Source organism: Bacillus sp. JJ675, from assembly GCF_036963165.1.
GTDB lineage: Bacteria > Bacillota > Bacilli > Bacillales > Bacillaceae > Bacillus > Bacillus glycinifermentans.
Genome location: NZ_JBALMR010000113.1, coordinates 1 through 15,057 on the forward strand (window position 1 = coordinate 1; position 15,057 = coordinate 15,057).

12 protein-coding genes and 1 pseudogene are annotated in these 15,057 nt (G+C 47.0%); 7 read left to right on the forward strand and 6 right to left on the reverse strand.

The features are described 5' to 3' along the window. Window positions 1-78 precede the first annotated feature (78 nt). From V7126_RS23070 to V7126_RS23080, 3 genes and pseudogenes are all read right to left on the reverse strand, one after another. A pseudogene (locus V7126_RS23070) lies at window positions 79-1,023 on the reverse strand (phytase); the annotation flags it as partial. Between the two features lie 181 nt (window positions 1,024-1,204). After that, entirely contained in the window at window positions 1,205-1,537 is a 333-nt protein-coding gene (locus V7126_RS23075; protein WP_438823823.1) for a GyrI-like domain-containing protein, read from the reverse strand. 242 nt (window positions 1,538-1,779) lie between these two features. Continuing rightward, entirely contained in the window at window positions 1,780-3,270 is a 1,491-nt protein-coding gene (locus V7126_RS23080) for a peptide MFS transporter (protein WP_335499507.1), read from the reverse strand. Window positions 3,271-3,567: 297 nt separating this feature from the next. Here V7126_RS23080 and V7126_RS23085 point away from each other — a divergent pair, with 297 nt between their 5' ends. Continuing rightward, entirely contained in the window at window positions 3,568-5,304 is a 1,737-nt protein-coding gene (locus V7126_RS23085) for a right-handed parallel beta-helix repeat-containing protein (RefSeq protein ID WP_046131093.1), read from the forward strand. Window positions 5,305-5,340: 36 nt separating this feature from the next. Here the strand turns inward: V7126_RS23085 and V7126_RS23090 are convergent, their stop codons facing one another. Then, a complete protein-coding gene (locus tag V7126_RS23090; protein WP_231947422.1) occupies window positions 5,341-5,580 on the reverse strand; it encodes a hypothetical protein in 240 nt (79 codons plus the stop codon). 104 nt (window positions 5,581-5,684) lie between these two features. Between V7126_RS23090 and V7126_RS23095 the strand changes: the two genes are divergently transcribed. Genes V7126_RS23095 through V7126_RS23110 form a run of 4 tightly spaced genes read left to right on the forward strand, consistent with a single transcriptional unit; the run spans window position 5,685 to window position 10,435 of the window. Further along, window positions 5,685-7,328, forward strand: coding sequence for a spore germination protein (locus V7126_RS23095; RefSeq protein ID WP_438823822.1), 1,644 nt, complete (start codon window positions 5,685-5,687; stop codon window positions 7,326-7,328). Next, window positions 7,312-8,523 carry a Ger(x)C family spore germination protein gene (locus tag V7126_RS23100; RefSeq protein ID WP_335499510.1) on the forward strand — a complete coding sequence of 404 codons (1,212 nt, stop codon included), beginning with the start codon at window positions 7,312-7,314 and terminating at the stop codon, window positions 8,521-8,523. The genes V7126_RS23095 and V7126_RS23100 overlap by 17 nt, the downstream gene beginning before the upstream one ends. A gap of 25 nt (window positions 8,524-8,548) precedes the next feature. Next, entirely contained in the window at window positions 8,549-9,658 is a 1,110-nt protein-coding gene (locus V7126_RS23105; protein ID WP_335499513.1) for a GerAB/ArcD/ProY family transporter, read from the forward strand. Between the two features lie 48 nt (window positions 9,659-9,706). Then, window positions 9,707-10,435, forward strand: coding sequence for a MerR family transcriptional regulator (locus V7126_RS23110; RefSeq protein ID WP_335499516.1), 729 nt, complete (start codon window positions 9,707-9,709; stop codon window positions 10,433-10,435). A gap of 97 nt (window positions 10,436-10,532) precedes the next feature. Here the strand turns inward: V7126_RS23110 and V7126_RS23115 are convergent, their stop codons facing one another. Both V7126_RS23115 and V7126_RS23120 read right to left on the reverse strand, forming a co-directional pair. Further along, window positions 10,533-11,216: an ABC transporter ATP-binding protein gene (locus V7126_RS23115; protein ID WP_335499519.1), complete on the reverse strand. Its 684-nt coding sequence runs from the start codon at window positions 11,214-11,216 to the stop codon at window positions 10,533-10,535. Window positions 11,217-11,231: 15 nt separating this feature from the next. Continuing rightward, entirely contained in the window at window positions 11,232-12,695 is a 1,464-nt protein-coding gene (locus V7126_RS23120) for an ABC transporter permease (protein WP_335499522.1), read from the reverse strand. 208 nt (window positions 12,696-12,903) lie between these two features. Here V7126_RS23120 and V7126_RS23125 point away from each other — a divergent pair, with 208 nt between their 5' ends. Together V7126_RS23125 and V7126_RS23130 are read left to right on the forward strand one after the other, a co-directional pair. Continuing rightward, on the forward strand, window positions 12,904-13,593 hold the full coding sequence (locus V7126_RS23125; RefSeq protein ID WP_046131081.1) for a response regulator transcription factor: 690 nt from the start codon (window positions 12,904-12,906) through the stop codon (window positions 13,591-13,593). Beyond that, on the forward strand, window positions 13,583-15,007 hold the full coding sequence (locus V7126_RS23130) for a sensor histidine kinase (protein WP_046131080.1): 1,425 nt from the start codon (window positions 13,583-13,585) through the stop codon (window positions 15,005-15,007). Before V7126_RS23125 ends, V7126_RS23130 begins: the two co-directional genes overlap by 11 nt. The last annotated feature ends 50 nt before the right edge of the window (window positions 15,008-15,057 follow it).

Sequence of the window (15,057 nt, forward strand, 5' to 3'; positions counted from 1 at the left end):
AAAGCCGTCTAGTGTGTTTGAGTTATTTCCACTGTCTACTTGACAGGGTGCAGATCAGATTCTCCGGATTTTTCTCGCTTATTCTGCGCGGTTTTTCAGGCTGCGGGGATTTACCTGATCTTTCAGAGCAGGTAAAGAATCCAAGGCTGCCCCGATCTTTTCCCAAGAGACGATTTTGAAATTTTGGTTCTTTAACGCGCCGTTTTCGGTATTTTCGCCGTCTTGGGCAACAAAGATCCCGTACGGATATTTCTTGCCGAGTCCGAAGCCGAGAACGTCGATTCCATCCGTATCGCTTGTCCCGTCAATGGCTTTGCCGTCTGCGATTGTAAACGCGCCGATATATTTGTGATCTCCCTGGCGGTCATAGATGGCGTATCTGTTATCGCCCTGGCTTGATGCGAGCAAATACCCCGTACCGTCTGCACCGTAATAAATGGTCAGCCCTTCAATGTCTGCGGTCAGATGCCTTCCGTCAGCCCGATCGATGACCTTTCCGTATTTGCCGCCGTTCGGTTCGGCGCTGAATGCCCAAATCGCGACATCCTCCTCAGCGATGTACAAGTTGCCGTATTCGTCATCTGTTGCAAGTCCTTCTGTTTGCGAGCCCATTTGAAATGCCCGCACCTTTTTGCCCTCGACTTGTCCTTTTCCGTTGTCCGACAGCTCATACTGTTCAAATTCGCCGTCCTTTCCCGTCACCATCGCATAGAACTTTCCGGTTTTCTGGCTGTGGTATAAGCTGAATCCGTAGACTTCATTGATGGCCGTTTTAATCGGCTTTTTCGGATTGACGATCGATGTCAGCTCGGCTTTAGCGCCGTTGAACGCGTATATTTCGATCGTGTTTTTTCCGGCTGATCTGTTGGATGCTCCGACAATATCGACCGTCCTGTCTCCCAGCGGGAAATTGTAGCGAAGGTCAACATTGTTTAATTGACCGAATGGATAGGAGGCAAGCTGCTTTCCCTCAAGATCATACACGATTAAGCCGGCGGCTGCCTTTGTTTGAGGAAGCCCGCTCCATGGGATAAAGTATATTTCATATGACACCCTCCTTTTTATTGGAATTTATCATAGCAAATATATGTAAGTTGAAAATTAAAGGAATGTTAATTTTTGTTAAAGAAGAAGCGGGTTAATCCAATGCAGATGGAGAATTCTATAGTCCGCATACTGGAATTCCAAATAACTTTGTCCAGATTCACTGCGGAGAGCGAATGATTGGAACGTATATATCAAGTTCGGGTGCGCTTAGATCCTGGTCTATCGGATAAAACTCCATGTGTGTGAAAGCTTTGTCGCTTAATTGAAAGCCGTTTGCTTTAATCCACTGATAGACGTTTCGATAAGTTGCTTCCGGGTTTTCATCCTGCGGGTGCCTGGCATGCGCATATGTCAGTGGAGGAACCTGAAAGCTGATCATTCCCGCCGGAAGAACTTCAGGCAGGCCGTCTGTTTCCATCAAAATGAAGAAATCGAATTGTTCTTCGCCGAAATGTTTCGAAATCGCCCACATTCCCCTGTCATCCTTCACGCCGATTATTTGCCGATAACACTTCTTCAATTGCAAAATGACGCGTGCAGCTTTTTTGCATGGGCTTCTTCGAATGTGACGGTTTTTGTAAAGCCGACTCCGGTAAATCCGGATTTTGCCGTTGCAGTGATTTCCATTGTTTCAGCCTCCATTTCCAAATTGATATTCAATTATTCGATAAACCAAAAGCGAATCCTCTAAAAAAAGCAGCCTGTCTTATAGACAGGCTGCCGGGTGTTCGATTAACGAACGCCTTTCATAAATTTTTGAATTTTTGGAGAGAGCATAAATAAAATCAATCCCAATACGATAGCTACTCCGCCGATCGTTCCGAAATAGGCGATTTCAGTGTTTGTATTGTAATACTTTACGATCTGTGCATTGATGGCTTGTGCCGAAGCATTTGACAAAAACCAGAGGCTCATCGTCTGCGCGGAGAAAGCAGCAGGAGCAAGCTTTGAAGTTGCAGATAAGCCGACTGGGGAGAGGCATAATTCCCCGAGCACGACAATCAAAAAGCTCAGTACGAGCCACATTGGATTAGCAAGCGATTGGGTGCCGTTAATGTAGGCAGGGAAAATCATGACGATGAATGACAAGCCGGCCAGAATCAGCCCGAGCGAAAATTTCGTCGGAGTCGACGGCTGGCGGTTGCCGAGACGCATCCAGAGCCACGCGAATACCGGCGCGAGCACGACGATAAACAGCGGGTTTAACGATTGAAACCATGATGATTGCAATTGCAGGCCCATAAATTCTAAATGAGTCCGTTTGTCTGCATACGTTGCCAAGATATTGGCGCCCTGCTCCTGAATCGCCCAGAACATCATCGATGCGATAAACAGCGGAATATAAGCGATAAGACGGGATTTTTCGTCACTTGTCGTTTTTGAGCTGCAAAACATTACGATGAAATAAGCCAAAGGAATCAGGATGCCGAGAATGCTGACAAGCATCGTAAACACGTTGATCGTCAAAAGGCCTTTCATAATGAAAAAAGCGGCGATGATGGCGATGAGTAAAACACCGAGGCCGAGGCGCACGAATACTTTTTTCCGTTCAGCCGGCGTCAGCGGATTCGGAACGGCTTGACCTGCTTGTCCGAGGTTTTTCTTTCTCGTCAGCACGTATGTGACAAGTCCGATAAACATTCCGACGGCGGCAAGGCTGAATCCGAGATGATAGTTGTACGTCTGGCCGACTGTGCCGACGATAATCGGCGCAAGGAATCCGCCGAGGTTGATCCCCATGTAGAAGATGCTGAAGCCTGAATCGCGGCGGTTATCTTCAGAGCTGTACAGGTCGCCGACAACGCTTGATACGTTCGGCTTTAAAAGGCCTGTCCCAATGATGATCAAAAACATGCTGGCGAAGAAAGCGGGGACGCTGCCAGGGAACGACAAAAGAATATGTCCGAACATAATGAACACGCCGCCGTAAAATACGGTTCTTGCCGTGCCGAGGAGCCTGTCCGCGATCCAGCCGCCGATGATTCCCGACATATAGACGAGGGAGCCGTAAACGGCCATAATCGAGTTTGCCGTGCTTTCGTCAAAGCCGAGGCCGCCTTTGGACACTTGTGTATACAAATAATAGATAAGGATCGCTCTCATCCCGTAGTATGAGAAACGCTCCCAAAATTCAGTGAAAAATAGAGTGAAGAGCCCGCGGGGATGTCCAAAAAACCCCTTTTGCGGAATGTTTTGAATAATTTCATTTTGATGATTAGACATTCGCAATACTCCTTCATTTTTGAGCTTATTATAAAAATCATATTCTTATATAATGATCGTGTCAATACACCTCAAATTGATTTATCTATTGAATAGGGAAAAAGACCCCATTGGTAAAGCGCTTTACATAAGGTGAGAAAAAAGATTTTCGGGGAGCATTTGATATAAAGATTTTTTAATAAAATTTTATCTATTTTTTGTACAAGCGAAAGTTAATAGAGCGGCATATATATGAGAGAATAGAAGATTTTTCAAAAGGAGGCTGAATATACTGTGCCAGAACGGCAAGCCGAGGAAATGACAATGGCGGTCGCCGATGTGACAAAATTCGGCGCTGTCGGTGACGGCAGGACAGATTGCACAAACGCAATCAACGAATGTCTGAAATGGGCGAAGTCTATGGGCATCCATACAGTATGGATACCGAATGGAACATACTTGATTGATGCGACGCAAAACGGAGATTCTGCATTCCCGTTTCGAAACGCTGGAATCAATGTACCAAGCGGCATTGCAATTCAGATGGATGCCGAAGCGGTTATGCAGGTCAAGCCAAACGGTTCATGGGGATATTCTGTCTTTTATATAGGCGGTGAATCGAACGTCAAAATATCCGGAGGCGCAATCATCGGAGACAGGGATGAGCACACTTATACGCCAACACCGAGGCCGACGCATGAGTGGGGGTTCGGCATCTGTGTCGAGGGAGCGTCACATGTGCTGATCGAAAACGTGAGACTAGCCGATTTTACCGGTGACGGCATCATCATCAGCGCCGGCGGTCAAGGCTACAAACCTTCAATGGACGTGACGGTGCGGAATTGCAACATCAGCCGCTCCCGCAGGAACAACATCTCGATCACGGGCTGTGACGGCGTACTGGTTGAAGGGTGCAACATTGAGGATGCAGGGACAGGAAACGGCACGGCCCCGCGGTTCGGCATCGATATCGAAGGTTACAGTGAAGGATCTGTCGTCTATGAAAAACCCGTCAATGTCACCATTCGAAATAACGTCTTCAAAGGCAATGTAAACAGCGCGATCGCCAATTTTAACGGAGCCTCTGTGGTAATAGAAGGAAACCACGCGGACGGCACCATTTCCTATGGATACGGGGCCAAGACGATCATTGCCGGCAACATTTTGGAAAACAATCAGGATGCTGCGCGGCCGAAAACGGGCATTGCCGGACTGGGAACAGATACTTTGGGGGAAGACCGTGATGCTGTGATTAAAGGAAATTTGATCACCGGCTTTTCGACGGGCATGGATATCCGCGGCAAAAACGTTCTTGTCTCAGGCAATAAGATAACCGATTTTGAAAATGCGGGGATCTCGGTTTATGCGGCATCACAGGTTTTCATTGAAGGAAATGACATCGAAAACGGCGTGACGGAAAAAAAGAAAAGCGTCGGCTTCAGCGTCACTCAGTCAGACCGCATCACCTTTTCCAATAACACTATTACTAACGTCATTCTTGCGGTAAGAAGCTCGGGCGAAGACGTGCAATTGAAACAAAACGTCATCAAATTGTTTTCGAGAGGGGTCTGGATCTCACAGGGGAACGCGGTTATCGAAGGCAATTTCATTTCACCGGCCTCGTTTCAAATCGTGCCGGAATCCTATTCATTATCGGTCACAGACCGGGCTTCCGCCGTCATTCAGAATAACATCATCACCGGTTTTAAAAATTTTGCGATCTATTGCTCGACGGAAAAGGAAACGAAAATATTCGGCAATATGATTAAAGATTCTCCTCTTGTTGTGACGATTTATATGACGCTTGGAACGCATGAATTCATCGGCAATACCGTTTCCCTCATCAGAGAGGAAAGGCCGGCCATCATCCTCTACATCAGCCAGTCAACAGGATCCCTCATCATGAACAATACCATCCACAGCCGTTCGGCAGACGGAATCACAGCCATCCAAACCGATGCCTCAACACAATCGGGAATTATCGGAAACACGGTTGTGAAAGGGACGATTCACAGTCATCAGACAGATGTCGTAAAAGGAAACATAGTCGTATGAAAAACAAGGCTCCCTTTACGAAGGGAGCCCGTTTTTTTATGTCCTTTTTTTCTTTTTTCTGCCGTTCAAAATCGCTGCTGCTACAAGAATCAAAAAATAGAAAAGAATGATCACATATTCCCCCAATTCCAAAGTGGTAAACGACATATTATTAACCACCGCCTCATGCAGCGTCATCCCCTGATAAAAATCGAGCACGATGGAAAACGTCATTAAGCAGATGAACAGCAAAACCCCGATCCCGATGACTTTCATAAACACCACTCTCCGTTCCACGTTATTTTCTCTGTTTTTACGAAGCGCTATACACTTAAGCGGGTATAAATGATCTGTTGTTAGGAAAAATACGAAAAACAAGAGAAAAGGGGATTCTGTCAGCCATGCCATTCTTTTTTAAAGGCCGTTATCAAGCGAAACAAAAACGTGAATCTCTTATGAACGGGGACAAAACGCCGGAAAACGACCATGTTGCAGGCGATGTCCGTTATTCACTTGCTGACAATCTTAATCTTATAAAAGAATTAACGGGAAACAGCTCAGATATCGTGATCCGCAGGCTGAAGACCGGCGCCGAATCGAAAATAGAGACGGCGATTGTTTATGTGGGGGGTATTGCGGATGAAAAGACGATTCATGAATTTCTCATTGAATCAATTACGAACTCCGAGAAACTAAATGAAAAAGAGACAGGACAGGAAGTCATCAATTGTATTTCCGCCGACTCCGTTTCACTGGGCGGTGTAAAGCAGAAAACGAGCTTTTCCGCGGTACTCAATTCGCTGATGGCCGGGGATACCGTCATTTTTGTGGATCGAACCCAGAGCGCGATAATCGCCAGTACAAAAGGGGGAGAAAAGCGCTCCATCAACGAGCCTGAAAACCAGCGGGCGTTTCGCGGGTCGCGCGAAGGGTTTATCGAATCGCTTGATACAAACATATCGCTTGTCAGAAAAATCATCAAAAATCCAAACCTCTGGGTCGAAAAAATGAACATGGGGAGCGTAACGAAAACCGACGTTGCGATCATGTACATCAACGGGATCTGCAATGAAAAAACGGTGAAAGAAGTCAAAAAAAGGCTCGAAGGAATTGAAATGGACAGCATCCTTGAATCGGGCTATATCGAACAGATGATCGAGGATGTCCCATTCACGACATTTCCGACGATTTATCACACCGAACGGCCTGATATGGTCGCGGGGAATCTGCTTGAGGGAAGGATCGCGATTTTTGTTGACGGAACGCCGTTCGTTTTGCTCGTTCCCGCGGTATTCATTCAGTTTTTTCAATCTGTCGAAGATTACTATTCCCGTTTTGATATTGCGACATTTATCCGATTTTTACGCGTTCTCAGTTTCTTTATATCGTTGATCGCTCCCGCCGTTTATGTAGGAGCTACGACGTTTCACCAGGAGATGATTCCGACGGAGCTCTTGATCGTCATTGCCGCCCAGCGCGAAATCGTTCCGTTTCCGGCCGTTGTGGAGGCTTTGATCATGGAAATTTCCTTTGAAATATTGCGCGAAGCGGGCATCCGGCTTCCGAAGGCGATCGGCTCTGCTGTGTCGATCGTCGGCGCCATCGTCATCGGACAGGCGGCGGTGCAGGCCGGAATCGTCTCCCCTGCAATGGTCATTGTCGTGGCGATTACGGCAATATCCAGCTTTGCGACGCCGGCGTTTGCAATGGCCATTTCCGCCCGGATGATTCGCTTTTTATTCATAATAGCCGCGGCGGCGACAGGGTTTTACGGCATTATTCTCGGATTGATCTTCATGTTTGTCCATTTAAGCAGCATTCGTTCCTTCGGTGTTCCTTATATGACGCCGTTTGCGCCGTTTATTCCTAAAAATTGGGGAGACGCGATTTTCCGGACGCCCTGGTGGACGCATGAGAAAAGGCCGGAACTGCTTGGCAACGACAATAAGCTCCGTCAAGGGAACGATCAAAAACCGGAGCCTCCGGATGACCGGAGCATGAAGGCAAAGCAGCCAAAGGGTGATGGAAATGAAACGCAGCATTAAAATGTTGCTGATAGTGACAGCTGTTTTCCTTCTTCAAGGATGCTGGGACAAAAGAGAGCTGACAGACCTGGCGCTCATCTCCGCCCTCGGGGTTGATAAGGGAGAAAACACAAAGTATGAAGCGACGTTTCAGGTTGTCAATCCGATCAGCGTGACGGGCGGTCTCCAAGGCGGCCAAGGAGGGGACCGGCCCCCCATTACAACAATCACTGTGCCCGGCAACAATTTGACCGAAATCAGCCGCCATGCTTCAACTAGAATTTCGAGGGAACTGTATTATTCCCATACAAATCTCGTTGTTGTTGATGAAGATCTGGCGAAAGACGAGGGCCTCGTCAAAATACTCGATATACTCGACCGCGACACGAATTTTCGGACGACGTCAACGATCGTTATTGCCCACGGCGCAAAGGCGAAAGATTTGATCAAAGCCCTGACGCCGATTGATAAAATCCCGGCAAATAAAATCAACAAAACGCTGCAGTTTACAGAACAGCAATTGGGAGAGCATTTTAAAACAAGCATTCAGGATGTGCTCAAATGCATAACGTCTCAATCGAGGCATCCGGTCATTTCCTCTTTTAAGCTGACCGGCAGCAAGAAGAAAGCGCCTAAGATGGAAAGCATTCAGTCTACCGATCCGGAGGCGCAGATTGAAGCAAACGGCCTGGCCGTTTTTAAGGAAGGAAAACTTGCCGATTGGCTTGAAGGACAGAATGCAAGGGGCGTCTTATGGCTGCGGAATAAGGTGCGTCAATCCTATCTTACGATCGATTTGATGAATAAAAAGGACTCCCTTACATTCGACGTCATTCGGCAAAACACGAAAGTAGAAGCGAAGCTCAAAAATAATCAGCCGGCTATATCCGTATACGTCAATATGGAGGGAGATGTCGGAGAAACGACAGTGCCGGTTCTTTTGGACGATCCGAAAATGCTTAATGAAATCGAAAAAAAAGCGTCAGACAAATTAAAAAAGGAATTGCAGGATACCGTCAAGCTTGTCCAGCAACATAAAACAGATGTCCTTCAATTCGGCGATGTCGTGTACAGACGCTACCCGGAGGTATGGAGAAAAATCGAACACCAGTGGGCTGATAAGTATTTTCCCGATTTGGATGTCGACATTACAGTAAACGCGTATGTCCGGAGAACCGGGTTAAGAAGCAATCCAAGCACTTTGAAAGGAAGCTGACGGGAAGAAAAGGAGGGCGTGCGAAATGGAGAAGGCAAAAATCAGTGCAAAGCAGCTGTTCGTATTGATCATTTTGTTTGAACTGGGCAGTTCTCTTTTGGTTATCCCCGGACAATCTGCTGAACAGGATGCCTGGATTGCAATTTTGGGCGGGACTGCCGGCGGTCTCGTCCTGTTTTTGATGCATCATTATTTTTATCAGTTCGATCCCAAGTCAACGGCTTACGAATCGATGTTTAAGGTTCTCGGAAAACCGATCGGCTGGGCGGTGTCTTTTCTCTATATTATTTATTATGCATATATTGCGGCGAGGATTTTGCGGGATTTTGGCGAAATGGTGTTAACATCTGCTTATCCGAACACACCGCTCCTTTTTGTCAACGGAATGTTAATCGCGGTATGCATTTATACCGTGCGAAAGGGGATTGAAGTGCTTGCCCGTGCATGCGAGCTGTTATTTGGGATCATGTTTGTGATATCTGCAATAGGCTTCATTTTGATTGTCAGTTCCGGTTTGATCAAACCGTATGAACTAATGCCCGTCCTGGGAAACGGGCCGGGGCCTGTCCTGCATGCCGTGTTTACGCAAACATTGTTTTTTCCGTTTGGCGAAATCATAGTCTTGACATTAATCCTTCCTTTTGTCAATGAGCCGAAAAAGGTCAAAAAAACCGGATTGTCGGCGATCGCCATCAGCGGTTTTCTTTTGGCGCTCAATGTAGCCATCAACATCAGCGTGCTCGGCGTTGATCTCAATAAACGTTCGCGGTTTCCTTTGCTGAGCACGATCCAAACGATACAAGGCGCAGAATTTTTGGACAGACTTGATGTATTTTTCATGCTTGTCCTCGTGATTGGCGGATTCTTTAAGATGGGTGTTTTTATATATGCCGTTACTGAAGGGCTTTCTACATTATTCAAATTGAAGAAGCCGTCAAAAGCCGTTCATGTGGTCGGCATCGTCATTTTGCTTTTATCGGCTTCCATTGCCAGCAACATTTCCGAACACATTAAAGAAGGAATCAGTTTTGTCCCTGTATACGTCCATTTGCCGATGCAAATCATTCTGCCGGCTTTGATTTGCCTCATTGCGCTTGCTAAAAAACGCAAAAATAAAAAAAGCGCAAAGCATTGACCCTGACCTTAGGGCACCCTTTACCATAAACAAACGAGGTGATTTCATGTGCTCTATTCGGTAAAACAGATGGCGGAAATGGCAAACGTCACGATCAAAACGCTGTATCATTATCACAAAATCGGCCTTTTATATCCATGCAAGGTGACGGAAGCCGGCTATCGCCTGTATGGAAGGAAAGAGCTGGAGCGGCTTCAGGAGATTTTGTTTTATCGGGAGCTGGAATTTCCTCTGAAGGACATTAAACAAATGCTGGATGGTGATGCTGATCGATTGAAGGTTTTGAACGGGCAAAAAAAGCTTTTTCTTGCAAAGCAGAAAAGAATGCAGCAGCTCATTCAGACGCTTGAGGAATCGATCAGGCACACCCGGAAAGGAGAAGCTATGGATCAATCACAAATGTTTAAAGGATTTTCAAGCAGAGAAGAGTGGGAGGATGCGCTAAAGGAGCAGAATCAATATTTGCAGGAGACGTACGATTACGATGTATTGACGGAAAAGCCGATCGATGCGGAAGAGATGAATGAAAAGGCCGCGGAAGCGAGCCGGTTTATGAGCGGGATGGCAGATGCGCTCAGATCGGGGCTGAAGCACGATCACAGGCAAGTCCAGGAATCGATCAAACGGCACATTGGCTTTTTAGGAATAACGGCGGCCGATTTTCAGATGCAGGCGCGCTTTTTCGTCGAAGACGATTTTCATCGGAGCGTGCTCGAAAACGAGCAAACCGGGCTTTCCTATTACATGCTTGCGGCGGCGGAAGCCTTTGCCGCATAAAAAAAGCGGCGGCGTCACTTGAGGACGCCGCCGTTCATAAACGAAGAAAGCGGGTATATGCAGGTAACCGCAGTCAAGGAACATGCGGCCGCGGCTCTTATCCGGCAGTTTTTCGCTCTTTGACCGTGAAACTGCCTCTTGATAGTCTGATGTTGACGTCTGACACCTTGGCAATTTGTTCGTCATGGGTGACCATGATCACGCATTTGTTTTCTTGCTGGGCCAGGTGTTGAAACAGCTTAACGATGTCTTTTGATGTGTCTTCATCCAGATTTCCCGTCGGTTCATCGGCAACGATCAAATCGGAGTCACAGCAGAATGCGCGGATAATCGACACCCGCTGCTGCTGGCCGCCGCTCAGCGTCAGCACTTTTTGCCGCGCCTTTTCTTCGCTGATGCCGACTTTCTCAAGCATGTCCAATGCGTATTGATCTTTGTTTTTGATTTGCGATCCCGTAATCTCCATCGCTGATGTGATGTTTTGCAGAGCCGTCATATAAGGCAGAAGGTTGTACGATTGAAATACGATTGAAACATGCTGATTGCGGAAATGGGTGAGCCCCATCTTAGAAATGCTCCGGCCTTTATAGAGGATTTCTCCTTCTTTCGGAACATCAAGCCCCCCGGCGAGGGACAAAAAGGTGGTTTTGCCGGAACCGGAAGTTCCGACAATCGTGTAAAACCGCCCTTGTTTAAACCCGATATTGACGTTTTCAAACAGCGTCTGATCCTGATTTTTATACCAATAACAAACATCTTTAAATTCTAAAATATTGTCCATGATGTTCCCTTCCTTCTATTCTTGTTTTGTTAAAATCGTTTTCGGATGGAACCGCAAAACGGATATCGATGGCAGCAATGTTGCGAATACGGCGATGAGTAGGCCGATGCCGCCAAGCGCCATTAAATCTCCGATCGATACTTGAATGTTGAGCTGGTCAATGGCTTCGGCTTGAGCCGGGCTTTGGCCGAATAAGCCGCCACCGCCCGGCATACCGCTGCCGGGGCCGGTCATTCCGCTTGCAGTCTGGGTGTCCGACGATTGCTCAAGCTGCTGGGCCAGGAGCTGATTCCCGATTTGACCCGCGATAAAATTGCCGGTCAATGCCGAGAGGGCGACTGCTATACTTGCGATCATCAAGATTTCGGTCAAAAATTGGCCGATCAGCTTCCAGCGTTTCTCGCCGATCGCCATTAAGACGCCCATTTCATACTTTCTTTCTCTGATCGACATCATGACGATCAAACCGAGTATCACCGCTCCTGCAATCGTGACGAGATAGACGACATTTTTAGAGAATGAAGCTACGTTTTCGATAGGACCGACCATCTGCTGATATAATTGATCGTTTGCATCCAATGTGAATGTGTCCAAATCGATGCCTGTTTTCTTGGCAGCCGCAATGAAAGAGTCGATATTGGAAGCGTCGTCCATGTTGTAAACGGCTTCGTCAATCGCGTTTTTATAGTTGTCTCCTTTTAAAGCCGATGCGGCTGTATACGGCGTGTAGATCTTGTTGTACGGATTCAAAAACGAGAAGTTTTGCGCCTGGTTGTCACCTGAAGCCGTCGTTTTGTAAATTCCTACGATTTTCAATTTGATCGTTGTGTTTTCGTCCGTACTTGCTTTGACTTTGATCGTGTCCCCGACTGTCAAATCGTTTTCTTCGGCAAGGTTTTTTTCGATCACGGCGACTTTTTTATTCACGTCATCATTCGTTAAAGCGCGCCCTTTCGTGATTTTTGATGTGCCGTCAGAAAAATCGTCGACTAAAGATGTGCTTGTAACACCTTCGATCGATACATCGGCCTGCATCATCTTTTGCCCGCCCTGCCCATTGCCGCCAGGCCCGGCAGACTGCTGGCCGCTGTTTGCATCAGATGAATCAGAATCGCTGCTGCCAGTTTCAATCGGATCGAAATTTTCCGCTAAAGCAGACGTTGATGAGATGAAATTATAGCTTTTGACATGGTCAAGGCTTGCGAGTTTTTTAGCTGATTTGACGGAAACCGGAGTCGATTCAAATCGTTGTTTTTCCCCTGACTTCTGTTGTTTTTGCATCATTTTTTCCCTGTCAACCTTCAGGGTAACGCTGCCCCCCAGCTGTTCTCTTGCCAGTTCGCCCGATTTTGTGGCGGCTGACTGGATCGTAAGCCCCGTAAGCACCAAAACGCAAATCATCGTAAAGACAAATAATTGTAACAGTGTTTTTCCTTTCTTCGCTTTCATGCTCCAAAAGGCGCGTTTGAAAAAATTCATGATCATTTATTCCTCCATATTGATATGTTTATGAATCACTTAAATTAAAACGTCAGGACTTTTGCCTTACTGATTTCATATTAGTCAGTACTTATGAAAAAATTATGACCAAACTGTTGCCGGTCTTTTAAATGTTTGCCAAGGAATTGAGAAATAGGAGAGCCGTGTGTAAAATGAATCTAACGTTGTCTAGCGGAGGCGCATTTACATGAAAATATTAATGATCGAAGATAATCTAAGCGTATGTACAATGACGGAAATGTTTTTTGCGAAAGAAGGATTTGAGACGGAATTCGTCCATGACGGACTTGAGGGATATAACCGATTTAAATCGGACAAGTGGGATTTGCTGATCATCGATTTGATGCTGCCGTCAATGGACGGCGTCACGATCTGCAAAAAGGTCAGGGAAGAAAGCACCGTACCGATTATTATGCTGACGGCAAAGGATACGGAATCTGACCAGGTGCTCGGCTTTGAACTCGGCGCCGACGATTATGTGACGAAGCCGTTCAGCCCGCTGGCGCTCGTGGCCAGAATCAAAGCGGTCAGCAGACGGTATCAAAGCACAGAGCAGCAAGCGGCCGCCGCTGATCCGGACATTCTTGAAACCGAATGCTTTCAAATCAACAAAAAAACGAGAGAGGTCTTTTTAAACGGTGAACAAATCAAGAACCTGACGCCTAAGGAATTTGATTTATTGTATTATATGGTGCAAAGCCCGAAACAGGTTTTTTCAAGGGAGCAGCTGCTTGAGCAAGTGTGGGGCTACCAATTTTACGGGGATGAGCGGACCGTTGACGTTCATATTAAACGGCTGAGAAAAAAGCTCGGCAGCGATTCGCGGCCTTTTCTGTACACCGTTTGGGGAGTAGGGTACAAGTTTGATGAGGATTAAGTATATTTATCAGCTGCTGACCAGCCACATCAGTATTTTAATTCTGGCTTTCGCGATCACGGGCGCGGTGTTTTCGCACTTTGTCAAAGATTTCGCCTACCAGAGCAAAGTCAGCGAGCTGACAACCTACGGCTACCGCATCATGGGGGAAATGGAAGAGCATCCTCCCGGAGATCAGCCGATCATGAAGCCTTTTGCCGAAATTTTAAAAAGCAGGCAGATCAATTTCTTTCTTTTCAATGCAAAAAAAGAGGTCTTGATGACTCCCGACCACTTGCGGCCGCGAAAATTGCTGCTGAAAGATGAAGAGTGGAAAGAGCTGAAGGAAGGAAAGCCGGTCGTCGTCAAAACCGACCTGCAGCGCTTTAATCAGGAAGTCTCGGTCGTAGCGCTCCCGAACTTCGTCAACAATGAGTTCCAGGGAGGCATCCTGCTTACGGCTCCGATCAGCGGCACGGAAGAAATGATCAGCCAAATGAACCGGTTTATGCTGTGTACGGCGGCAGGCGTCATCCTGCTTGCTTTCCTTTTGAGCTGGCTGACGTCAAAATTCCACGTCGGCCGCATCCAAAAGCTGCGCGACGCGACGAAAAAGGTGGCGGCGGGCGACTATAACATCCATATCGAAAACCGCAATATGGACGAAATCGGCGATCTCGGCGCAGACTTTAACGTCATGGCACAGAAATTAAAGAGCTCAAGCGAAGAAATCGACCGGCTTGAGAAACGGAGACGGCAGTTTATCACAGATGTGTCCCACGAATTAAAGACGCCACTCACGACGATCAGCGGTTTGGTGGAAGGGCTGAACAGCCGGACCATTCCGGAAAATCAGCAGGAAAAATGCCTGAAGCTGATTACGGAAGAGACGAAACGGCTCATCCGCCTTGTCAACGAAAATCTCGATTACGAGAAAATCCGCTCCAACCAGATTACGCTGAATAAGCTGCATTATCCGCTGATAGAGGTATTTGAAATCATCAAAGAACAGCTGGCGATTCAAGCGGAGGAAAAAAACGACAAACTGATACTTGACGTGGGGGAGCATGTAATGGTGCATGCGGACTATGACAGGCTGATCCAAATTCTCGTCAACATCACGAAAAACAGCATTCAATTCACAACGAATGGAACCGTTTGGCTGAGAGGATGGGAAGACTACAAGGAAACGGTGATCGAAATAGAGGATACCGGAATCGGCATTGATGAAAAGGATATCGAAAGCATTTGGGACCGTTTTTACAAAGCGGATCTGTCGCGGACGAACACGCCTTATGGAGAATACGGGCTCGGTCTGTCGATCGTCAGACAGCTCGTTGCCCTTCATCAAGGAACAGTGGAGCTTACGAGCGAGAAAAACAAAGGAACGAAATTTGTGATTCGCCTGCCGCTGACATTAAGGGATGATGATTAAAAAGGAAGCCGCCTTGCATGAAAGGCGGCTTCTCAGACCGTTGACAAAAC

Bases quoted from the DNA above. Each gene is read 5' to 3' on its own strand.
- V7126_RS23085 (WP_046131093.1), top strand. From the start codon at position 3,568: ATGACAATGGCGGTCGCCGATGTGACAAAATTCGGCGCTGTCGGTGAC.
- V7126_RS23095 (WP_438823822.1), top strand. From the start codon at position 5,685: ATGCCATTCTTTTTTAAAGGCCGTTATCAAGCGAAACAAAAACGTGAA.
- V7126_RS23115 (WP_335499519.1), bottom strand. From the start codon at position 11,216: ATGGACAATATTTTAGAATTTAAAGATGTTTGTTATTGGTATAAAAAT.
- V7126_RS23080 (WP_335499507.1), bottom strand. From the start codon at position 3,270: ATGTCTAATCATCAAAATGAAATTATTCAAAACATTCCGCAAAAGGGG.
- V7126_RS23105 (WP_335499513.1), top strand. From the start codon at position 8,549: ATGGAGAAGGCAAAAATCAGTGCAAAGCAGCTGTTCGTATTGATCATT.
- V7126_RS23120 (WP_335499522.1), bottom strand. From the start codon at position 12,695: ATGAATTTTTTCAAACGCGCCTTTTGGAGCATGAAAGCGAAGAAAGGA.
- V7126_RS23125 (WP_046131081.1), top strand. From the start codon at position 12,904: ATGAAAATATTAATGATCGAAGATAATCTAAGCGTATGTACAATGACG.
- V7126_RS23100 (WP_335499510.1), top strand. From the start codon at position 7,312: ATGAAACGCAGCATTAAAATGTTGCTGATAGTGACAGCTGTTTTCCTT.
- V7126_RS23130 (WP_046131080.1), top strand. From the start codon at position 13,583: ATGAGGATTAAGTATATTTATCAGCTGCTGACCAGCCACATCAGTATT.